19 protein-coding genes, 2 tRNA genes, 1 pseudogene and 1 other annotated feature are annotated in these 21,387 nt (G+C 67.2%); of the genes and pseudogenes, 13 read left to right on the top strand and 9 right to left on the bottom strand.

From position 1 onward, the window contains the following. Positions 1-5 precede the first annotated feature (5 nt). Both BP68_RS14485 and BP68_RS14480 read right to left on the bottom strand, forming a co-directional pair. Complete coding sequence (locus tag BP68_RS14485) at positions 6-692, bottom strand: LrgB family protein (RefSeq protein WP_496372964.1); 687 nt, start codon at positions 690-692, stop codon at positions 6-8. Continuing rightward, complete coding sequence (locus tag BP68_RS14480; RefSeq protein WP_496372962.1) at positions 689-1,111, bottom strand: CidA/LrgA family protein; 423 nt, start codon at positions 1,109-1,111, stop codon at positions 689-691. The genes BP68_RS14485 and BP68_RS14480 overlap by 4 nt, the downstream gene beginning before the upstream one ends. 186 nt (positions 1,112-1,297) lie before the next feature. Here BP68_RS14480 and BP68_RS14475 point away from each other — a divergent pair, with 186 nt between their 5' ends. Further along, positions 1,298-2,731, top strand: a complete 1,434-nt coding sequence (locus BP68_RS14475) for an aminotransferase-like domain-containing protein (RefSeq protein ID WP_496372960.1) — start codon at positions 1,298-1,300, stop codon at positions 2,729-2,731. Between the two features lie 826 nt (positions 2,732-3,557). On the opposite strand, the gene BP68_RS14470 is transcribed toward BP68_RS14475, so the two are convergent. After that, entirely contained in the window at positions 3,558-3,791 is a 234-nt protein-coding gene (locus BP68_RS14470) for a hypothetical protein (protein ID WP_496372958.1), read from the bottom strand. A 160-nt stretch (positions 3,792-3,951) separates the two neighbouring features. Here BP68_RS14470 and BP68_RS14465 point away from each other — a divergent pair, with 160 nt between their 5' ends. Both BP68_RS14465 and BP68_RS14460 read left to right on the top strand, forming a co-directional pair. After that, entirely contained in the window at positions 3,952-5,361 is a 1,410-nt protein-coding gene (locus tag BP68_RS14465; RefSeq protein WP_496372956.1) for an aminotransferase-like domain-containing protein, read from the top strand. 116 nt (positions 5,362-5,477) lie between these two features. Continuing rightward, positions 5,478-5,958 (top strand): annotated as a pseudogene (locus BP68_RS14460) (transposase); the annotation flags it as partial. Then, positions 5,753-5,868 (top strand) — a sequence feature (AL1L pseudoknot). It overlaps the preceding pseudogene by 116 nt. 209 nt (positions 5,959-6,167) lie before the next feature. On the opposite strand, the gene BP68_RS14455 reads toward BP68_RS14460, so the two are convergent. Together BP68_RS14455 and hrcA are read right to left on the bottom strand one after the other, a co-directional pair. Then, a tRNA-Ile gene (locus BP68_RS14455) sits at positions 6,168-6,244 on the bottom strand. Between the two features lie 51 nt (positions 6,245-6,295). Continuing rightward, positions 6,296-7,300: a heat-inducible transcriptional repressor HrcA gene (hrcA, locus tag BP68_RS14450; protein WP_496372954.1), complete on the bottom strand. Its 1,005-nt coding sequence runs from the start codon at positions 7,298-7,300 to the stop codon at positions 6,296-6,298. Positions 7,301-7,328: 28 nt separating this feature from the next. Here hrcA and BP68_RS14445 point away from each other — a divergent pair, with 28 nt between their 5' ends. The 3 genes from BP68_RS14445 to rapZ are packed head-to-tail and all read left to right on the top strand — an operon-like array spanning position 7,329 to position 10,768. Next, positions 7,329-8,225, top strand: a complete 897-nt coding sequence (locus tag BP68_RS14445; protein ID WP_496372952.1) for an NAD kinase — start codon at positions 7,329-7,331, stop codon at positions 8,223-8,225. A 2-nt stretch (positions 8,226-8,227) separates the two neighbouring features. Next, on the top strand, positions 8,228-9,901 hold the full coding sequence (gene recN / locus BP68_RS14440) for a DNA repair protein RecN (protein WP_496372950.1): 1,674 nt from the start codon (positions 8,228-8,230) through the stop codon (positions 9,899-9,901). 3 nt (positions 9,902-9,904) lie between these two features. Further along, positions 9,905-10,768 (top strand): RNase adapter RapZ, encoded by an 864-nt coding sequence (gene rapZ, locus BP68_RS14435; protein ID WP_496372948.1) that lies wholly within the window; start codon positions 9,905-9,907, stop codon positions 10,766-10,768. A gap of 131 nt (positions 10,769-10,899) precedes the next feature. Here the strand turns inward: rapZ and mutY are convergent, their stop codons facing one another. From mutY to mutM, 3 genes are all read right to left on the bottom strand, one after another. Then, positions 10,900-11,958, bottom strand: coding sequence for an A/G-specific adenine glycosylase (gene mutY, locus BP68_RS14430; protein WP_496372946.1), 1,059 nt, complete (start codon positions 11,956-11,958; stop codon positions 10,900-10,902). After that, positions 11,955-13,931 carry a dynamin family protein gene (locus tag BP68_RS14425; RefSeq protein WP_496372944.1) on the bottom strand — a complete coding sequence of 659 codons (1,977 nt, stop codon included), beginning with the start codon at positions 13,929-13,931 and terminating at the stop codon, positions 11,955-11,957. Before BP68_RS14425 ends, mutY begins: the two co-directional genes overlap by 4 nt. Positions 13,932-14,026: 95 nt before the next feature. Continuing rightward, positions 14,027-14,842, bottom strand: coding sequence for a bifunctional DNA-formamidopyrimidine glycosylase/DNA-(apurinic or apyrimidinic site) lyase (mutM, locus tag BP68_RS14420; RefSeq protein ID WP_496372942.1), 816 nt, complete (start codon positions 14,840-14,842; stop codon positions 14,027-14,029). A gap of 29 nt (positions 14,843-14,871) precedes the next feature. Here mutM and BP68_RS14415 point away from each other — a divergent pair, with 29 nt between their 5' ends. The 7 genes from BP68_RS14415 (at position 14,872) to pth (ending at position 20,722) form a co-directional block, all read left to right on the top strand. After that, the gene (locus BP68_RS14415; RefSeq protein ID WP_496372940.1) at positions 14,872-16,671 is read left to right on the top strand and encodes a tetratricopeptide repeat protein; all 1,800 of its coding nucleotides are present in this window, start codon (positions 14,872-14,874) and stop codon (positions 16,669-16,671) included. 14 nt (positions 16,672-16,685) lie between these two features. Beyond that, positions 16,686-17,183: a lipoprotein insertase outer membrane protein LolB gene (locus BP68_RS14410; RefSeq protein ID WP_496373020.1), complete on the top strand. Its 498-nt coding sequence runs from the start codon at positions 16,686-16,688 to the stop codon at positions 17,181-17,183. Positions 17,184-17,196: 13 nt separating this feature from the next. Continuing rightward, the gene (ispE, locus tag BP68_RS14405; RefSeq protein ID WP_496373018.1) at positions 17,197-18,048 is read left to right on the top strand and encodes a 4-(cytidine 5'-diphospho)-2-C-methyl-D-erythritol kinase; all 852 of its coding nucleotides are present in this window, start codon (positions 17,197-17,199) and stop codon (positions 18,046-18,048) included. Between the two features lie 40 nt (positions 18,049-18,088). Next, positions 18,089-18,165: transfer RNA gene (locus tag BP68_RS14400), tRNA-Gln, on the top strand. Positions 18,166-18,212: 47 nt separating this feature from the next. Next, positions 18,213-19,178 (top strand): ribose-phosphate pyrophosphokinase, encoded by a 966-nt coding sequence (locus BP68_RS14395; RefSeq protein ID WP_496372938.1) that lies wholly within the window; start codon positions 18,213-18,215, stop codon positions 19,176-19,178. A 158-nt stretch (positions 19,179-19,336) separates the two neighbouring features. Continuing rightward, positions 19,337-19,963, top strand: a complete 627-nt coding sequence (locus BP68_RS14390; RefSeq protein WP_496372936.1) for a 50S ribosomal protein L25/general stress protein Ctc — start codon at positions 19,337-19,339, stop codon at positions 19,961-19,963. Positions 19,964-20,092: 129 nt separating this feature from the next. After that, positions 20,093-20,722 carry an aminoacyl-tRNA hydrolase gene (gene pth, locus BP68_RS14385; RefSeq protein WP_496372934.1) on the top strand — a complete coding sequence of 210 codons (630 nt, stop codon included), beginning with the start codon at positions 20,093-20,095 and terminating at the stop codon, positions 20,720-20,722. Positions 20,723-20,800: 78 nt separating this feature from the next. Here pth and pgsA read toward each other — a convergent pair whose 3' ends face one another. After that, positions 20,801-21,370, bottom strand: a complete 570-nt coding sequence (gene pgsA, locus BP68_RS14380; RefSeq protein ID WP_496372932.1) for a CDP-diacylglycerol--glycerol-3-phosphate 3-phosphatidyltransferase — start codon at positions 21,368-21,370, stop codon at positions 20,801-20,803. Between the last annotated feature and the right edge of the window lie 17 nt (positions 21,371-21,387).

The following is a 21,387-nucleotide window of genomic DNA, read 5'->3' as shown; positions in this document are numbered from 1 at the left end:
CGCCCCTAGAGCAGGCCGCGCAGCAGCGGCACCAGCAGGCCCGTGGCCACGGCATTGAGGCCCATGGCCAGGGCCGCAAAGCACACCGCGGTCTCGCCGATCTGGAAGGCCCGCGCCGTGCCGATCGCATGGCCCGCCGCGCCCAGCGCAAAGCCGCGCACCGTGTCGTTGCGAATGCCGAGCCAGCCCCACATGGCGCCCGAGAGAACAGCCGCCGCAATGCCCGTCAAGGCCACGGCCACGGCCCCCAGCGCGGCACTCCCGCCCATGCTCTGGGCCACAGGTATGGCCACGGGCATGGTCGCCGACTTGGGCGCCAGCGATGCCATGAGCGCCCCATCGGCCCCGAGCAGCCAGGCCACGCCCACGGCCGAGACCACAGCCGTCAGCGAGCCCGCGAGCAGCGCGCCCATGACGGGCCACCACAGGCCTTTCAACCGCCCCCACTGGCGGTACAGCGGCAGGGCCAGGGCCACCGTGGCGGGCCCCGCGAGCCAGGACAGCGGCTGGCAGCCCTGGCGATAGCGCTCGTAGGGCACGCCCGCAGCCAGCAGCAGCGCAACGACGGCAGCCGCTCCCGTGAGCACGGGCGGCAGCAGCGCCCAGCCGCTGCGCCGGTAGGCCCAGAGCGCGAAGAGGTAGGCGCCCAGCGTGAGCAGCGTGGCCGCCATGGTCAGGCCGGCGCCGCTCATGGGCGCACCTCCTGGCGCTTGATCAGCGCCTGCAGCGTGAGCGCCGTAACCGCCAGGGTCAGCGCGGCCCCGGCAACGCTGGCCACGACAAAGGGCAGCCAGCCGGCGCGCAACGCCTGGGCTTGCTCCATGACGCCCGCCACAGCCGGAATGAAGAACAGCACCATGTGCTGGAGCAGCAGCATGCCCGCCGGCTCGACCCACGCGGCCAGCCGGCCCCAGCCGGCCAGCACCACGAACAGCAGCACCATGCCCGCAATGGCCTGCGGTACGGGCAGGCCCAGCCACTGGACGGCGAGTGCGCCCGCGTGCTGCAGGCCCGCCAGCACGGCCAGGCCCAGTGCCAGCCGCAGCACGCCCTCCAGCTTCTGCTTCCAACCCACCCCACGCTTGCCGCTGCGTGACCCGGTCTCGCTCATATCGCCCTCTTTTCCCGCGGGGCCCATCCCCCGGCGCGCCAGTGTGCTCAGGCCCGGGCAGCGAAGCAAGACGCACAATCGGGCAGAAATACCGGAGCAGATGCGCCGATATACTGGATGCATCCGCAGGCGATGGCGATCAGCCCTTCATGCCTGCGGCACCGAGCCCCACCCCAGCGCCGGACCATGAAACGCTACGAACAACTGGCTGGCGACATCGCGGAATCCATTGCCAACGGCACGCTGCCGCCTGGCACGCGGCTGCCCTCGGTGCGCCAGACCAGCGCGAGCCGCGGGGTCAGCCCCTCCACCGTGTTCCAGGCCTACTACCTGCTGGAGGGCCGCGGTCTAGTGCAGGCGCGGCCCCGCTCGGGCTACTACGTGGCCACGGATGCGGCCGGCGTGCCCGAACCCGAATCCTCGCGCCCCAGCAGCGAGCAGCAGGAGGTCGAGGTCTCCGAGCTCGTCTTCCAGCTGCTCGAACACATGCGCGACCGCGAGCTGGCCCCGCTGGGCTCTGCCTTTCCGGCGCCCTCGCTGTTCCCGCTCGACAAGCTGGCCCTCGCGCAGAGCAAGGCCATGCGCAAGCTCGACCCCTGGCGCACGGTCGAGCATCTCTCGCCGGGCAGCCCCGAGCTGCGCCGCCAGATCACGCTGCGCTACCTGGCCACGGCCTTTGCCGTCGATGCGCACGAGATCGTCATCACCAACGGGGCCATGGAAGCGCTGAACCTGAGCCTCGAAGTCGTTACGCGGCCCGGCGACCTCGTGGCCGTCGAGTCGCCCACCTTCTACGGCGCCCTGCAGGCCCTGGAGCGGCTCAACCTGCGCGCCATCGAAGTGCCGACCCACCCGCGCACGGGCGTGGACGTGGCCGCGCTGGCCGCGCTGCTGCAGCGCCACCCCGTCAAGGCCTGCTGGTTCATGCCCAACTTCCAGAACCCGCTGGGCAGCCTGATGCCCGACGAGGCCAAGCAGGCCCTGGTGCAGCTGCTCGCCCAGCACCAGATCCCGCTGATCGAGGACGATGTCTACGGCGACCTGTACTTCGGCATGCACAAGCCCCGCCCGGCCAAGGCCTGGGACACCCAGGGCCTGGTGCTGCACTGCAGCTCCTTTTCGAAGACGCTGGCGCCCGGCTACCGCATCGGCTGGGTCGCCGCGGGCCGCTTTGCGGCCGCCCTCGCGCGGCGCAAGCTCACGAGCTCGCTGACGGCCGCCGTGCCCTCGCAGGAGGCGCTGTCTCGCTACCTGCAGCAAGGCTGCTACGAGCGCCATCTGCGGCGCCTGCGCCTCACGCTGCTGGGCCAGCGCAGTGTGGCCCTGCGCGCCATCGGCCAGCACTTTCCCGCGGGCACGCGCGCCTCGCCGCCCGAAGGCGGCTATTTCCTGTGGATCGAATTGCCCGCGGGCATCGACGCACTGGCCCTGCACCGCCAGGCCCTGGCCCAGGGCGTGAGCAGCGCGCCCGGGCACCTGTTCTCGGCCGACCACCGTTTCCGCCACCACCTGCGCATCAACTTCGGCCTGGCCGACGCCGCCGAGCTCGAGGCGGCGCTGCGCCTGCTGGGCAGGCTGGCCAGCGCGCAGGCCGCACGCGGCACAGGCCCGGCCCACTGAAGCACCGCGCGCCACGCCACGGCGCCGCCGCGCTTGTCCCCGCGGCGTGGCCCACCATCGGGCCGCGGGGCACGCCCACCGCAGAACCCGGCTACAGTGGCGCAGCCCCGCCCACCGTTCGCATATCCAAGCCGCAGCCCTCTCCCGATTTCGATCCCAAAAAGGCCTGAGATTCTTGCCACACAAGAACCTGTAGCGACCAAAACCATAATAAACGCCCCACCCGCGGGCATCCACCTGCTGCAGCCCGGCGGCCCGCAGCGCCTGCACCAGGGCCCCGCCCTGCAACTGGCCCTGGCCCCAGACGGCCAAAGCGCCCGCTGGCAGGACGCCGATGGGCGCCACTGGCAGGCGCGCTTCGACGGCACGGCCTTTGACCAGGCCACTGATAGCGCTGGTGGGCGCTGTGCACCGAGTCCGTCGACGTGGTGGCGCTGCAATGTGCGTCAGAGGACAAGGCCGCAGAAAGCGCCGGAAGCGAGGCGCCCATGCCTCCGGATTCGCATTGCTGGGTGGAGGCCTGGCGCTGGATCCTGCGCGGTGCGGAGGACGGGCCACTGCGCTGGTAGGGGCCGCGGGCGGGGGCATGCCGGAGCGGCCAATTTAAGGTGTTTTGGGCCTGGGTTTTTTGCTGGGAAAGAACTTTATGCTATCCATTCAGGAGTCGCCCTGCGCGGGCGCGCACTCCAGGCCTCCCCAAGGCCTCATCGACGCAGCAAAGCCAGGCCCGAACGGCGCTGGCGGTAATGCGAGGCCGCCGCCGGGGGCCGTGCTGCGCATGCCGGGTTCATTGACTGACGGGGCATCGGCCGGACCTTTCCGGCCATCAGGGAAGTCTCAGGTCGATGCCCAGCATGCTGGCCAGGCCGAAGATGAAGAGCAGCACGAGCGCCAGCGCCACGACGAAGGCGGCCGCGACCTTGGCAACCGTGCGCAGCAGCGCGCGCCGGTCCGCCCCCTGCTTCCCCTGGTCGTAATGCCACTTGATGGCGAAGAACATGCACGTGCCGAAGGCGAGGACCTTGAACACCACGAAGACTACCGGGACCCAGTCGATCATTTTGAGAATTTCCAGCCAATGACTTGGCACTGTCTGCCGTGAGGCGCACCGCCTGCCGCGAGGGGGAAGGCGAAAACGTCGGTAGTTACCATACAAGAATGGGGCTTCTGCGCGTTCTAAGGCATATTACTTAAAGACAATATCCATACATTAAGACAAAATGTCCTTGTCAAAGCCCATACAAGATGAGCATTCGCCCCGCTGGTTCCCACGATTGGCCGTGCAGGGCGGGCCACGTTTTCTGCAGATTGCCGATGCCTTGCAGGCGGCGATCGCGGACGGATCGCTGGCCCCCGGCGACCGCCTGCCTCCGCAGCGCCAGCTGGCAGCCCTGCTGGCCGTTGACCTGACGACGGTCACACGCGCCTACGACGAGGCCAGGCGCCGCCAGCTGCTGGAGGGCCGCGGCGCCCGGGGCACCTATGTTGCGGCGCCGAAAGTCGAGCTGACCGCGGTGCTCGACCTGAGTATGAACACCCCGCCGCCACCCGATGGCGTGGACTTTGGCGACATGCTCCGACAAGGCCTTGCCCAGGTCCTGATACGCACCGATGCCGAATTGCTGATGACCTACCACCTGGGCGGGGGCAGCGACTCCGACCGCAAGGCGGGCACCCAATGGCTGGCCCCCATGCTGGGGCCGCTCGATGCTGCGCAGGTGGTGGCCTGTCCGGGCGCGCAGGCTGCGATCGCGGCCTTGATCCTGGCGCTGACGGAGCCCGGCGATGTGATCCTTGCAGAGCCCATGGCCTACCCGGGCCTGCGTGCCGCCGCGACCCAGTTCGGCCGGCATGTCGTGGCGGTGGAGGCGGATTCGCACGGGATGCTGCCCGAAAGGCTGGAGCAGGCCTGCCGCCAGCACCGGCCCGGGCTGGCCTACCTCAACCCGACCCTGCAGAACCCGACCGCCATCACCATGCCCGAACCCCGGCGTCAGGCGCTCGCCGACATCGCCCAGCGCTGCAAAGTACGCATCGTCGAGGACGATCCCTACTGGCTGCTGGCCGATGCGCCGCCGCCGCCGATTACCGCGCTGGCCCCGCAACAGGGGGTCTACATCTCCACGCTGTCGAAATGCCTGACGCCTGGTTTGCGCGTCGCCTTCGTGCTGATCCGGGACCCGCAGGAACGCGAGCGCTTCCTGGTGGCGCTCAGATCGTTCGCGCTGATGGTCGCGCCGTTGACGGCGGCCCTTGCCACGCAGTGGATCCTCGACGGCACGGCGGCCGGATTGATGACCGGCGTGCGCCAGGAGGCGCGCCTGCGCCACCGCATGGCCCGGGACATTCTGGCGGGCCGGTACAGCGGCGCGGGGGACGGCCTGCATGCATGGCTCGAGTTGCCGGGCTACTGGAGTTCCGCGCAGCTGGCGCGGGCCGCCACCAGCGAGGGCATCGCCGTCACGCCCGCGGAGGCATTTGTCACGGACAGCGCGCGCGGCACGGCCGTGAACGCCATCCGCATCTCTCTGGGCAGCATCAAGGACCGTGGACGCCTGCAGGCGGGCCTGCAGCGGCTGTCCCAGTTGCTCGCGCGGCGGCCCGATCCGTTCAGCGCCGCCGTGGTATAGCGCGCCAGGCCAGCATTCCGCTGCTGCCTTGGCCCAAACCCGATCCCCGGTCGAAGGCAACGCTGAAGCGCCCCGGATTTCGAGGAGGCCCCGTGATTTGAGATCATGGAGCCAAGATGAGGAAGTCGAAGTTTTCCCCCGAGGTGCCCGAGCGCGGCGTACGCATGGTGCTGGAGCACCGTGGCGAGCATCCGTCGCAGTGGGCCTGCATTTAATCCATAGCTGGCAAGATCGGCTGCACCGCCCAGACGCTGGACAACTGGGTCAAGCAACATGAGCGCGACAGCGGCCAGCGTAATGGCCTCACCACCGAGGATGCACAGCGCATCAAGGACCTGGAGCGAGAGGTGCGCGAGCTGCGCAAGGCCAACGACATTCTGAAGCTGGCCAGCGCGTTTTTCGCCCAGGCGGAACTCGACCGCCGCATCAAGTCCTGAAGGCCTTCGTCGATCTGCATCGCGAACAGCTTGGGGTCGAGTCAATCTGCCGTGTTTTACAGATCCCCCATCAGCCTATTGGCGCCACGCGGCACGCCAGCGGTGCCCATCATTGCGGTCGCAGCGCGCCCAGCGCGATGCGAGCCTGGTGCCACAGGTACCGCTATGCCTCGTGGCATTGCCGTGGCGATCTCCGCTAGCCCGCACCTGCTCCTGCCGCGCCCTACTTTCACGCCCGCGACCGAAGCCCCCGCCGTGGGCTTCTTTTGCTGGGGCTGTTTCAGGCAAGTTGCCTACAAATTGCCTACAAACAAAATAAAAAACACAACCATGCTATCGATCAGGTAGCACGGTTTCCTTATGTACATTTGGTAGGGCGTGGCGGACTTGAACCGACGACCAAAGGATTATGAGTCCTCTGCTCTAACCAACTGAGCTAACGCCCCAGGATGCGCGCCAGCGCCTCGTCGGCAGGGCAGCGGCGCGTATTGTATGTGCTACTTGCGATGGCTCAGTGCGTTGGAGACCAGCTTGGAGGTGATGTCCACGATCTGGATCATGCGGTCGTAGTGCATGCGCGTGGGGCCGATCACGCCCAGCGTACCAACGATCTGCCCATCAACCTCGTACGGCGCACTCACCACGGACAGCTCTTCGAAGGGGACGACCTGGCTCTCGCCGCCAATGAAGATGCGCACGCCTTCGGCTCGACTGGAGATATCCAGCAGCCGCAGGATCTGAGTCTTTTGCTCAAACAGGTCGAAGGCGCGGCGCAGGTGGCTCATGTCGCTGGAGAAATCGCTCACGGCCAGCAGGTTGCGCTCACCCGAGAAAACCACCTCGTCCTGCGACTCCGACATGGCCTCGGAGCCCACGCTGACCGCAGCCTGCATGAGTTGTGCGATCTCGCCGCGCAGCTTGTCTACCTCCAACTTGAGCCGTTCACGCACCTGCTCCATGGTCAGCCCGGCGTAGTGGGCATTCAGAAAGTTGGCGGCCTCTACCAGTTGGGACGATGAGTAGTCGGACTCCGTGAAGATCACCCGGTTTTGCACATCCCCATCGGGCGAGACGATGATCACCAGCAGCCGCCGCTCGGACAACCGCAGAAACTCGATATGCCGGAACACCGAGGCGCGGCGCGGCGCCATGACTACACCCACGAACTGCGACAGGCTGGACAGCAGGTGCGCGGCATTGGCGATCACCTTCTGCGGCTGCTCGGGCTTGATCTGCACGGCGGGCAACTGCTCCTGCTGCACGGTGAGCATGGTGTCCACGAACAGCCGGTAGCCCTTGGCCGTGGGAACCCGGCCGGCGGAGGTGTGGGGACTGGCAATAAGCCCCAACTCCTCAAGGTCTGCCATCACATTGCGTATCGTGGCGGGCGACAATTCAAGGCCCGATGCCCGCGACAAGGTTCTGGAGCCCACCGGCTGCCCTTCGGCGATGTAGCGTTCTACCAGCGCCTTGAGCAGCAACTTGGAGCGGTCATCAAGCATTGAATCATTTTAATGATGTAATTTCTGCATGAAGCCCATCTTTCGCCGCGTCGCAGTCATTGGCAAATACCAAGGCCCCGTCGCCGGTACAGCCTCCGACAGCTCACGGCAGATCGTCGAGAGCATTGCCCAATTCGCCCTCCAGCAGGACTGCGAGCTGACGCTGGAGGCCGAGACGGCCGCCAACACCGGGCTGACCCACTACCACACGCTGGACGTGGATGGCATTGGCCGGCACTGCGATCTGTGTCTGGTAGTGGGCGGCGACGGCACCATGCTGGGCGTGGGCCGCAGGCTGGCCGCCTACGGCACGCCGCTGGTGGGCATCAACCAGGGGCGGCTGGGGTTCATCACCGACATTCCGCTGGATGGTTACCAGGCCGCCCTCACCCCCATCCTGCACGGCGACTACGAGGAAGACGTGCGCCCCCTGATGCAAGCCCGCGTGATGCGCGGCGACGAATGCGTGTTCGAGGCACTGGCGCTCAACGACGTGGTGGTCAACCGCGGCTCGACCTCGGGCATGGTGGAGCTGCGCGTGGAGGTGGACGGCGTGTTCGTCTCCAACCAGCGCGCCGACGGCCTGATCGTCGCCTCGCCCACGGGCTCGACGGCCTACTCGCTGTCGGCGGGTGGGCCGATGCTGCACCCCTCGATCCCGGGCTGGGTGCTGGTACCGATCGCGCCGCACACGCTGTCCAACCGCCCCATCGTGCTGCCCGACGCCACGGAGGTGGCCATCGAGGTGGCGGGTGGGCGCGACATCAGCGCCAATTTCGACATGCAGTCGCTGGCCTCGCTGCAGCATGGCGACCGCATTCTCGTGCGCCGCTCGGCGCACCGCGTGTGCTTCCTGCACCCGCGTGGCTGGAGTTACTTTGCCACCCTGCGCAGAAAGCTGCGCTGGAACGAGGGAGGTTCCTGACCATGGCCCTGAAGCGAATCGCGCTGACGGACTTCGTGATCGTGCAATCGCTGGACCTGGACCTGCAGGCCGGCTTCACCGTGCTCACCGGTGAGACGGGCGCGGGCAAGTCCATCCTCATCGACGCGCTGCAACTGCTGCTGGGCGCGCGCGCCGACACCGGCGTGATCCGCGAGGGCGCCCAGCGCACCGACATCTGCGCCGAGTTCGATGCCGGGCCGCCCGCCCTCGCCGCCTGGCTGGATGAGGCCGGCTTCCCCGCCGACGACACGCTGATGCTGCGCCGCACCGTCGACCTGCAGGGCAAGAGCCGCGCCTGGATCAACGGCATACCGGCCACGGCCACGCAGATGCGGGCCTTGGGCGACCACCTGCTGGACATCCACGGCCAGCACGCCTGGCAGAGCCTGACGCGGCCCGAGGCCGTGCGCGGCCTGCTCGACGCCTATGCCGGCGTGCAGGCACAGCCCCTGGCCGCGCTGTGGACGGCCTGGCGCGACGCCCAGAAGGCCCTGGCCCACGCGCGCGCGGCGCAGGACACGCTGCAACAGGAACGCGAGCGCCTGCAGTGGCAGATCGGCGAGGTGGACAAGCTGAGCCCCCGCGAGGGCGAATGGGACGAGCTCAACGCGCAGCACGCGCGCCTGTCCAACGCCCAGGCGCTGCTGGACAACGCCCAAAGCGCCCTGAACGCGCTGGAAGACGAGGACACCGGCGGCGCCCTGAGCACGCTGGCCCAGGCCCAGCACCTGCTGCAAAGCTACGAGCATGTGGACGAGTCCTTTCGCGCCATGAACGAGGTGCTGACCTCCTGCATCGCCCAGGCCGGCGACGTGGTGCATTCGCTGCAGGGCTACCTGCGCCATGCCGAGCCCGACCCCGAGCGCCTGCAGGCGCTGGACACCCGCCTGGCGCAGTGGATGCAGCTGGCGCGCCGCTACAAGCGCACGCCGCCCGAGCTGCCGGCGCTGCTGGTCGGCTGGAAGGAAGAACTGCGCCGCCTGGACGGCGCAGCCGACCTGGCCGCGCTGGAGGCGGCCGCGCAGACCCACGGCGCGGCCTACCAGAAGGCGGCGCGCGCCCTGTCGCAAAAGCGCGCCAAGGCCGCGCCGCTGCTGGCCCAGGCCATCACCCAGGCCATGCAGGGCCTGGGCATGACGGGCGGGCGTTTCGAGGTGCAGGTGGACAAGGAGGCCGAGCCCGGCCCGCATGGCGTGGACCAGGTGGCCTTCCTGGTCAGCAGCCATCCGGGCATGACGCCGCGCCCCATCGGCAAGGTGGCCTCGGGCGGCGAGCTGTCGCGCATCTCGCTGGCCATCTCGGTCACCACCAGCGAGCTGGGCGAGGCGCCCACGCTGATCTTCGACGAGGTCGATTCCGGCGTGGGCGGCGCCGTGGCCGAGACCGTGGGGCGGTTGATGCAGCAGCTGGGCCGCGCGCGCCAGGTGCTGGCCGTCACGCACCTGCCCCAGGTGGCCGCCTGCGCGGACCACCACCTCGTGGTCTCCAAGCACAAGCGCGCCGAGGGCACGACCAGCGCCGTGGCAGCCGCCAGCGCCGAGGAGCGCGTCGCGGAGGTCGCCCGCATGCTGGGCGGGCAGCAGCAGTCCCCCACCACCCTGGCGCATGCCCGCGAGATGCTCGACGGCGCGCGCGCCATCACTCCCGCAGGCTGAGCCATGGCACTGGAAGTCGTCGTCATCACGGGCATGTCGGGCTCGGGCAAGTCCGTGGCGCTGAACGCGCTGGAAGACGCGGGCTACTACTGCGTGGACAACCTGCCGCCGGAGCTGCTGTCCTCCTTCGTGGCGCTGGAACATGCGCACCACGGCAACCGCGTGGCCATTGCCATGGACGTGCGCAGCGCCACCGCCCTGCCCCAGGTGCCGCAACAGCTCGCCCGCCTACGCGAGCAGGGCGTGCGGGTGCGCCAGCTGTTCCTGGATGCGTCCAACGACGTGCTGGTGCGGCGCTTTTCCGAGACCCGCCGGCGCCACCCGCTGTCCAAGGACGAACTGCGCGACGGCCCGCGCCCGCTGCTGCAGACCATGAAGCTGGAGCGCGCGCTGCTGGGCGAGCTGCGCGAGCAGTCGCATGTCATCGACACCAGCACCATCCGGCCCTCGCAGCTGCTGAGCTACGTGAAGGACCTGCTGTCGGTGCCGCCCAGCCAGCTCACGCTGGTGTTCCAGTCCTTCGCGTTCAAGCGCGGCATCTCCATGGATGCCGACTACGTGTACGACGTGCGCATGCTGCCCAACCCGTACTACGAGCCCGCCCTGCGCGCGCTCACCGGCAAGGACGAGCCAGTGGCCGAGTACCTGCGCCAGCAGCCCGAGGTGGCGCTGATGCTCTCGCACATCCACCAGTTTCTGGACCACTGGCTGGATGCGCTGGCGCACAACCACCGCAGCTACGTGACGGTGGCCATCGGCTGCACGGGCGGGCAGCACCGCTCGGTCTACCTGGTCGAGCAACTGGCCGCGCGCTTTGAAAACCGCTGGAACACGCTGCGGCGGCACCGCGAACTCGACGGCATGTAAGGCCTTGCTATGGAGTTCATAGCTGCTTGCGCTTTCCACCTGGACATTTCAATGCAAAAAGCACTGAAAACCTCCATGCAGCAAGCGCAGCACGCTATGAATTTCGCGCCGTCCTCTGACGCACACCCCAGCTACAGCGCATCGAGCAGCTTGCGCACGGGCGCCGGCAGCCCGATGTCGCGCCACTGCTGCGGCGTGAACCAGCCGGCCTGCGGCGCCTCGGCGCAGAGCGCGCCCGCAGGCGCCGCGGCGCCCCGCGCCAGCACCGGGTGCAGGTGCAGGTCGCGGTGCGTGAGCACATGGGTGAAGGCCGGCAGGTCCTGCACGCCGGCCGCGCCCTGCGGCGCCAGGGCCGCGTCCAGTTCATCGCGGTCGGCATAGACCGGCGGGCAGTACAGCCCGGCCCAGATGCCCGCGGGCGGGCGGCGCTCCAGCCACAGCCGACCGTCGCCGTCCTGGCGCAGCAGCAGCCACCAGGCCTGCGCGCTGCGCTTGAGCTTGCGCGTGCGCACCGGGTAGTCCTGCGGATTGCCATCGCGCCGCGCCGCGCACCCCTCCTGCAGGGGGCACAGCATGCAAGTTGGGTTGCGGGGCAGGCAGATGCCAGCCCCCAGATCCATGAGGCCCTGGGTGTAGCGCGGCATGGCGGTGGGCAGGTCGGCCTGGGGCAGCAAGGCCTCGGCCTGGCTCCACAGCGCGCGCTCGTTGCGCGCCTCGGCCAGGTCGGCACGAAAGCCCAGCACCCGCGTGAGCACGCGCCGCACATTGGCATCCAGGATGGGCGCGCGCACGCCGAAGCAGAAGGAGGCGATCGCCCCCGCGGTGGAGCGGCCTATGCCCGGCAGGGCAGCCAGCGCCTCCACCGTGCGCGGAAACTCGCCGCCATGCTGCTCCACCACGATCTGCGCGCAGCGGTGCAGATTGCGCGCCCGGCTGTAGTAGCCCAGCCCGCTCCACAGCGCCAGCACCTCGTCCTGCGCCGCCGCGGCCAGCGCGCCCACATCGGGGAAGCGCGCGAGAAAGCGCGCGTAGTACTCCAGCACCGTGGCCACCTGGGTCTGCTGCAGCATGATTTCGGACAGCCATACGCGATAGGCGTCGCGCGTGTTCTGCCAGGGCAGGTGGTTGCGGCCATGCGCTGCCTGCCAGCGCACCACCTGCGCCGCGATCTCCACCGCCGGGCCGCTCATGCCGTCAGCGGCTGGGGTACGGTGTGGGCGATGTCGGAGGCCGGATCGGACGCGTCCGGCGGCTGCACGAGGTCGGAGGTGAGCTCGGTCAGGCGCTCCTCCAGCTCGGCCAGATGCTGCTCGGCCTCCTCGATCTCGGCAATGCGGTCCATCAGGCCGTTGGCTGCCTGCTGGATGCGGTTCACCGCCTCAAGGCGCCGCGAGAAGCTGCGCTTGCGCTCACGCAACTGCGCATCCAGCTGCGCTGTCGCCGACTTGCTCCACAGCTCCAACTCGTTGGCCGCCGATTCGAACACCGTGCGCAGGCGCAGGCCCAGCGCACGCAGCAGCCGCTGCGCAAACTCCGGCTGCGCCAGGCGCAGCGTGTTGCCCATGCCCACGTACTGCAGGTGGCGCTGCTCTATGGCCATGATCTCCTGCACATAGGAGCCCAGCTGCGGCGCCGGCGGCACCTGCAGAGAGAAGCCGAACTCGGTATTGAGCTGGCGGAAGGTGCCGCCCAGCATGGCCTGGATCTCGATGCCCGTGGCCTGCGCGCCTTCCATGATGGCGCGCACGCGCACGAAGGTCTCGCCGTACACCTTGCGCACGCCGAGCTTGAGCCCCTTGGGCTGCAGCGCCTCGGTCAGCTCCACAAGCTCTGCCTTGAGCGAGCGCGGTCCGAGCTGGTGGAACACGTCGCGCAGCATCTTCAGGTGCACCGCCCGCACGGCCTGGATCTTGGCCGTGCTGGCATCGAACTCCTGCTGCTCCTGCTCTATGCGGCCGCGCATGGCGTCGATCACCGACGCGTTCTTGCCGCGCAGGCTGCGCAGCTCCAGCATCTGATCATCCAGGTCGCGGCGGCGGATGTTGATCACGCGCCGGGTCTCGGCCTGCAGGCTGGCCACGCCGCTGGCCACCGTGGCTCGCAAAATGGCCTGGCGCCGGCCCATGATGCCTTCGGCCAGGGCCTCCTCCAGCAGGGGCAGGCCGCTGGACTCCAGCAGGATGTCGTCGCAGTTGATCTTGGCCACCAGGCCCTTTTGCGCCGACACGGGCACCACATGGCCCAGCGGCACGCCCAGCAGTTCGGCCGAGGTGTGGCGCTGGCGCTCCAGTTGCGCCTGCACCTGCGAGGGCGAACTCAGCGTGTCCCACAGCGTGTCGATCTTGTTGAGCACCACCAGCCGCGCGTCGGTCGCGTCCTCGGCCGCGCCGAGGTGGTCGCGCCAGATGGCCAGGTCGGAGCGCGTCACGCCCGTGTCCGCCCCCAGGATGAACACCACGGCATGGGCCTGGGGAATCAGGTTGATGGTGAGCTCGGGCTCCGCGCCCACGGCGTTGAGGCCCGGCGTATCCAGAATCACCAGCCCCTGCTTGAGCAGCGGGTGGGGAATATTGATGATGGCGTGGCGCCACATCGGCACTTCCACCATGCCGCGGGCATCCTGCACGGGGTTCTCGTCGGTGGCTTCGTCGCTCCAGAAGCCCAGGGCGCGCGCCTCGTCCACCGACACGCGCCGCACCTCGGACACTTTTTCCAGCGCCTGGGCCAGCTGTGCGGGATCGTCCATGTCCAGGGCCACCTGGGTCCAGCGATCGGGCTTGAGCCGCCACTCGGCCAGCCCCGGCGAATGCATGCGCGTATCGATGGGCAACAGCCGCAGACTGGGTGCCGTGCCGTTCTCGTACCCCAGCTCGGTGGGGCACATGGTGGTGCGCCCGGCGCTCGCCGGCATGATGCGCCGCCCATAGCCGGCGAAGAAGATGGCGTTGATGAGTTCTGACTTGCCGCGGGAAAACTCGGCCACGAACGCGACGGTCACCTTGTCGCTGCGGACCTGCTCCTCCAGGCGCTGCAACCGCTCCTCCACGGCCGAATCCATGAGATCGTGCGAGCCCATCCACTGCCCCAGCTGCTTGAGCTGCTGGGCGAAAGCACGCCGCCACGCACCATGCTGGTCGAACTGTTCGTTGAATGAGGGTCCCACTTTGCTCCCGGATATATCCATGCGTGCACCCGCGCGGGGCGCGATGGTGCAATATAGCATCGCCACCCGCGGGCGCCACCCCGCGCCCGCTCGGGCTAGGTCCGCTGGCAGCGCGGACAGAAGTAAGTACTACGCTGTCCCTGGCGCAGCAGACGCACGGGGGTGCCGCACACCTTGCACGGCAGGCCTTCCCTGCCATAGACATTGGCCTCCAGCTGAAAGTGACCGGCGTTGCCGTCCGCACTGGAGAAGTCGCGCAACGTGCTGCCGCCGCGCTCCACGGCCCGCGCCAGCACCTCACGGATCGCGCCATGCAGGCGCCGCGCGCGCTGCGGTCCGATGCTTGCGGATCGCGTCGTGGGCCGGATGCCCGCAAGAAACAGCACCTCGGATGCGTAGATGTTGCCCACGCCCACCACCACCTTGCCCCCCAGCAGCAACTGCTTGATGGGCATTCGGCTGGCGCGCAGCCCGGCATGGAAGTCCTCGAAACGGAAGTCCTGGCCCAGCGGTTCCAGCCCCAGCCCGCCCAGCAGCTTGAGCGCCCGCGGATCGGACTCCCCCGCCACCCACACCACGGCACCGAATCGGCGCGGGTCGTGCAGCCTCAGCGTACCGCGCTCCGTCTCCAGATCGAAATGGTCGTGCGCGCCGCGGGCGGGCAGGCCCGAAGCAAAGCGCAGGCTGCCCGACATTCCCAGGTGGATGAGCAGCAAACCGGCATCAAGATCCAGAAGCAGGTACTTTCCGCGCCGGCGCACCGCCAGCACGCGCTGCCCCACCAGAGCTTGCGGCGCCAGCCCCAGCGGCCAGCGCAAGGGCTTGCCCAGCGCCACCGCATGGATGGCGGCGCCGCAGATCGCATCGGCAAAACTGCGCCGCGTGACCTCGACCTCAGGTAGCTCTGGCATGCAATCACTCGTCAAAAAGCCCCAGGGGCATGGATTATTATGGGCCGATGGTGCAATCTCTCCGTTTTAGGGCCGCTGCGCTGGCATGCATGATCGCGGCCAGCGTGATGCCGGCCATGGCCCAGACACCCGCCCAGGCCACCGAGCCCGCACCTCCGCCGGAGGCCGAGGATGCCGACACGGCCGCCAGCGATGCGGCGGCCGCGCTCAATGCAGAGCTGTTCTACGAGCTGCTGCTCAGCGAGATGACGACCGGCAAGGGCGACCCCGCCACGGGCTTCACGCTCATGCTGGACGCAGCCCGCCGCAGCGGAGATCCGCAGCTGTATCGCCGGGCCACCGAGATCGCGCTGCAGTCGCGTTCGGCCGAATATGCCTTGATGGCCGCACGCGCCTGGAAGGACGCCCAGCCGCAGTCGCGCGACGCCAATCGCTACATGCTGCGCATCCTCGTGGCGCTCAACCGCATTGAAGAAAGCGCCGAGCCGCTTCGGCAGGAGCTTGCGAGCTCTCCGACGCGGGACAAGATTTCCACGATCCGCGCCCTGCCCCAGCTCTACGGGCGTGCGGGCGACAAGATGCTGGCCGCACGCGTGGTGCAGCAGTCACTGGAAAGCGAACTCAGCCACCCCGCCGTGGGCCCCAGCGCCTGGGTCACCATCGGGCGCATGCACCTTGCCGCCGGCGACAAGGCCCGCGCACTGGAGGCCGCAGGCCACGCACATGCCCAGGCCCCGAACGACGACAGCGCCGCATTGCTGGCACTGCAACTGCTGGAAGATGGCGTCACGGAGGCAGAGCCCCTGCTGTCTCGCTATCTCGCCGGCACCCCTTTGCCCGAAGTGCGCATGGCCTATGCCCGCATGCTGCTGGAATCACAGCGTCAGGCCGATGCGCAGGTGCAAGTGGACGCCGTCACCCGCGAACAGCCGGACATGCCCGAGGCCTGGTTGATCCAGGCATCGCTGCACCTGCAGGCCAATCGTCTCGACCAGGCGGAAACCGCCCTCCGACGCTTCGCGCAACTACTGGAAAGCCTGCCCGCTACCGAGCAACGCAAGCGCGCATTGACGCAGGCCTACTTGATGCAAGCGCAGATTGCCGAGAAGCGCGGCGACTGGGCCGGCGCTGAAGGCTGGCTGGCGCGCATCGACGATGCAGCCGACTTGCTCAGCGCCCAGAGCCGGCGCGCCTCTCTGTTGGCGCGCCAGGGCCGGCTGGACGAGGCCCGCGCCTTGATCCGCGGCGTTGCCGCCAAGGGGCCGGATGACGAGCGGCTCAAGCTGCAAGCCGAGGCGCAGCTGCTGCGGGATGCAGGCCAGTACCGGCAGGCCTTTGCGGTCCAGAGCCAAGCCGTGGCACTAGCGCCGCAGGACAACGACCTGGTCTATGACCAAGCCATGCTGGCCGAGAAGGCCGGTCGGCCCGACGAGATGGAACGCCTGCTGCGCGAGATCATTGCCCGCCAGCCGGACTACCACCACGCGCTCAATGCGCTGGGCTATTCCCTGGCCGACCGGGGCGTGCGCCTGCAAGAGGCCAAGGAACTCATCGCCAAGGCGCTGGAACAAGCACCTGAAGACCCCTACATCACCGACAGCCTGGGCTGGGTCGAGTTCCGCCTGGGCAACCGCGAAGAGGCCTTGCGCCTCTTGGAGCGCGCCTTCAAGGCGCAACCCGACGCGGAAATTGCCGCCCACATCGGCGAAGTGCTGTGGGCCCTGGGCCAGCGCGACCGCGCCTTGACCATGTGGCGCGAGGGCCTGCGCATCAACAAGGACAACGACACACTCAAGGAAACACTGAAACGTTTGGGGGTCCGCCCTTGAGCGTCCCGCTGTCGATGCAGCAAGCGCGCCCCCTGCGCGGCCGCCTGGTACTTGCCGGCCTTGCCGGTGCCTTGCTCACGGCATGTGCGCAGCCACCCCGCCCCGCAGGCAATGCACCGGACCACTGGAGCGGACGGCTGGCGGTGCAGGTGGATGACGAAGCCTCCCAATCGTTCAGCGCCGGCTTTGAACTCCAGGGCAATCCCGATGCCGGCGAACTGACCTTGCTCAACCCGCTTGGCAGCATCATTGCCAAGCTGCAATGGTCGCCAGGGCGGGCCATGCTGCTCAACGGCCCGGAGCAGCGGGAATCCACATCGCTGCAGGCACTGGTGTTGGAACTGACCGGCAGCGACCTGCCCATCATTGCGCTGTTTGGCTGGCTCAAGGGCGAAGCAGTGCAGGCCACCGGCTGGCAGGCTGACCTGAGCGCACTCGACAAGGGCAGATTGATGGCCACGCGCCACACGCCAGCGCCCCAGACCATCTTGCGCATCGCCTTGAGCCTTTGAGCACTCCGTGAGCATGCAAACCCTGTACGACGTCCCGGCACCCGCCAAGCTGAACCTGTTCCTGCACATCACGGGCCGCCGCGCCGATGGCTACCACCTGCTGCAATCGGTCTTCATGCTGCTCGACTGGTGTGACACGCTGCATTTCGATATGCGTGCAGACGGCACCATTACCCGCGAAGACCTCACGCATGCCCTGCCCCCCGACGATCTGGTCATGCGTGCAGCCCGCGCGCTGCAGAAAGCCACGGGATGCAGCCTGGGCGCGCACATCGGCGTGCACAAACGCATACCAGCACAGGCCGGCATGGGTGGAGGCTCCTCGGATGCGGCCAGCACATTGCTGGCGCTCAACCGCCTGTGGAATCTGCGCCTGCCACTCCAGCGCCTGCATGCCATCGGCCTCACCCTGGGTGCCGACGTCCCATTTTTTTTATGCGGAAGAAACGCCTGGGTGGAGGGAATTGGTGACATAATTCGCCCTCTTGGGTTGGAGCATCAACTACCGCCCGCGAGTTTCGCGGTGGTAAAGCCAGAAGCTGGATTGGATACGAAAGCAATTTTTTCGAATCCTTTTCTTAAGCGTGATTCAGGCCGTGCTACAATCGAAGACTTTGCTGCAACACACTACCGATTCGGAAGTAACGACCTGCAGCCGGTTGCAAAGGCCTTGTGCCCCGAGATAGATCAAGCCATTGAATGGCTGAACTCCAAGGGAATGCAAGGCCGGATGACAGGCTCTGGAAGTGCGGTGTTTGCACAAATGGCACGCACTGTAGATTTGCACGATGCACCCGCAGCATGGCAAGTCAAAGTGTGTAAGAATCTGAAGGTTCATCCGCTGGCGGATTGGGCTTCAGATTGATGGATACAGGGTTGGCTGTCGAATGACAGTTGACCTGCGTAGGGGAGTCGCCAAGTTGGTAAAGGCACCGGATTTTGATTCCGGCATGCGAGGGTTCGAGTCCTTCCTCCCCTGCCAAACCTTATTTCCCGCACGGGATTTAAATTCAGACTGCTGAGTCGCTCATGCAAGCCAATCACCCCGACTTCATGGTTTTCACGGGCAACGCCAATCCCGGCATGGCTGCTGAAATCGTCCAGCATCTTGGCACTTCGCTCGGTGCCATTGATGTAGGCCGCTTCTCCGACGGTGAAGTCACCGTAGAAATCAAGCAGAACGTCCGCGCCCGCGATGTGTTCGTCGTGCAGTCCACCTGCGCACCGACCAACGAGAACCTGATGGAACTGCTGATCATGGTCGACGCGCTCAAGCGCGCATCGGCCGAACGCATCAGCGCCGTCATCCCCTACTTTGGTTACGCCCGGCAGGACCGCCGTCCGCGCTCCACGCGCGTGCCGATCTCCGCCAAGGTGGTGGCCAACATGCTGCAGGCCGTGGGCGTAGCGCGCGTGCTGACCATGGACCTGCACGCCGACCAGATCCAGGGGTTCTTCGACATTCCCGTCGACAACATCTACGCCTCTCCGGTACTGCTGGGCGATCTGAGCCAGAAGAAGTACGAAAACCTGATCGTCGTGAGCCCCGACGTGGGTGGCGTGGTGCGCGCCCGCGCGCTGGCCAAGCAGCTCGGCTGCGACCTGGCCATCATCGACAAGCGCCGCCCGAAGGCCAACGTCAGCGAAGTCATGCATGTGATCGGCGAGATCGAAGGCCGCAACTGCGTGATCATGGACGACATGATCGACACCGCCGGCACGCTGGTGAAGGCCGCCGAAGTGCTCAAGGAGCGCGGCGCCAAGAATGTGTATGCCTATTGCACGCACCCCATTTTCTCCGGTCCTGCCATTGAGCGCATTGCCAAGGGCACGGCGCTCGACGAAGTGGTGGTGACCAATACCATCCCGCTGAGCGATGCCGCCAAGGGGTGCACCAAGATTCGCCAGCTCTCCGTGGCCCCGCTGATCGCCGAGACGATCCAGCGCATCGCCACCGGCGAGTCGGTGATGAGCCTGTTCTCGGATCAAGACTGATACCGACGCCTCCGCCAGCAGCGGTGGCATCCGCATCCAAGCCTCCTTCGGGAGGCTTGTGTGTTCGAGAACATCCAGCAGGCCCGGGGTCGCAGCGATCCTCGGTCTTTTTCAACAGGGTCAGGCTGGTCGCGGCCGACCCCATCAGGAGTTAAGTCATGAACTTCGTCGCTTTTGAGCGCGCCAAGCAAGGTACGGGTGCGAGCCGCCGTCTGCGCATTTCGGGCAAGGCCCCCGGCATCGTCTACGGTGGTTCCGCCGAACCCCAACTGATCGAGATCGATCACAACGCCCTGTGGCACACCCTGAAGAAGGAAGCCTTCCACTCCAGCATTCTGGACATGGAACTGAACGGCCAGGTTTCCAAGGTGCTGCTGCGCGACGTGCAGTTCCACCCCTTCAAGCAGCAAATCCTGCACGTGGACTTCCAGCGCGTGGACGAGAAGACCCGCGTGCACCTGAAGGTGCCGCTGCACTTCGAAGGCGTGGAGAACTCGCAAGCCGTCAAGGTGGAAGGCTGCACGGTCACCCCCCTGATCCATGAACTGGACGTGATGTGCATGCCCGCGCAACTGCCCGAGTTCATCAAGGTGGACCTGAGCGCCCTGACCTCCAAGTCGGCACTGGGTCTGCAATCCGTGAAGCTGCCCCACGGCGTGAAGGCCGTGGTGCGTGGTTCCAACAAGAACCCCGCCCTGGTCTCCATCAAGCTGCCCGAAGTGGTGGCCGATGCCAGCGCAGCAGCCGCTCCCGCAGCAGCTCCCGCTAAGAAGGGCAAGAAGTAAGCACTTCGCCCCAGGTAGCCGCCCGGCCAGGGCGGCGCCTTTGCCAATGGCCCACCTTGCGTGGGCCATTTGCTTTTCCCGCCCCACCCAAGGCGCGCCACAGCGCAAGGGCGCCGGATAATCACCGCCATGATCAAACTGTTTGTGGGCCTGGGCAATCCCGGCCCGGAGTACGAGGCCACGCGCCATAACGCCGGCTTCTGGTGGATCGACGCGCTGGCGCGCGAGCTCAAGGTCTCGCTGGTACCCGAGCGCAGCTACCACGGCCTGGTGGCGCGCACCGCCATTCGCGGCCACAGTGTCTGGTTGCTGCAGCCGCAGACGTTCATGAACCTGTCGGGCAAGTCGGTATCGGCTCTGGCACGCTTCTTCAAGATCCAGCCGGAGGAAATCCTGGTGGTGCACGACGAGCTGGACGTTCCGCCCGGCCAGGCCAAGCTCAAGCGTGGCGGCAGCCACGCGGGCCACAACGGGCTGCGCGACATCCACGCCCAGCTCGGCACCGGCGACTACTGGCGGCTGCGCATCGGCATAGGCCACCCCGGCGTGAAGTCAGAGGTGGTGAACTGGGTGCTCAAGAAACCCGCCCCCGACCAGCGCACGCTGATCGAGGACAGCATCACCCATTCGCTCAAGGCCTATCCTGCGATGCTCGATGGCGACATGGACAAGGCCACCCAGCTGGTGCACACGACCAAGCCCCCCCGCCCCAAACCGCCCCGTGCGGCTGCGGCAGCACCGCAGGCCGACATCATTTAGCTATTACTTTTATAGCTATTGGCGCTTGATGGGTAAGCGCTCAGCCATGTTTTCGGCCAAAAACGGAAGGTGTGAAGGCTACTTGGCGACGCGCGCCCGTATCTCGGGCAGCGCCTTTTGCAGGTAATACACCATGGACCACACAGTGAGCACGGCCGCCAGCCAGATCAGCCAGGTGCCCCATACGCCCGTGTCGATGGTGCCGAAGAGCCGCCCGTCGTAGAGCAGGAACGGGATGGCGACCATCTGCACCGTGGTCTTGAGCTTGCCGATCATGTGCACCGCCACGCTCTTGCTGGCGCCGATCTGCGCCATCCACTCGCGCAGCGCGCTGATCGCGATTTCGCGCCCGATGATGATGAGGGCCACGAACACATCGGCGCGCTGCATGTGCACCAGCACCAGCAGTGATGCGCAGACCAGGAACTTGTCCGCCACCGGATCCAGGAAGGCCCCGAAGGCCGAGGTCTGGTTGAGCTTGCGCGCCAAAAAGCCGTCCAGCCAGTCGGTGGCGGCGAACACGATGAACATCACCGTGGCGATGAGGTTGCGCGTGGCCGGCTCCATCGGCGCATAGAACACCCCCACGATCAAAGGTATCGCGACGATGCGCGTCCAGGTCATGACGGTGGGGATGGTGAAAAACATGGGGGCGATTGTGTCAT

The sequence above is a fragment of the Diaphorobacter oryzae DSM 22780 genome, assembly GCF_059568935.1.
This window is presented reverse-complemented; position numbering and strand designations above follow the sequence as displayed.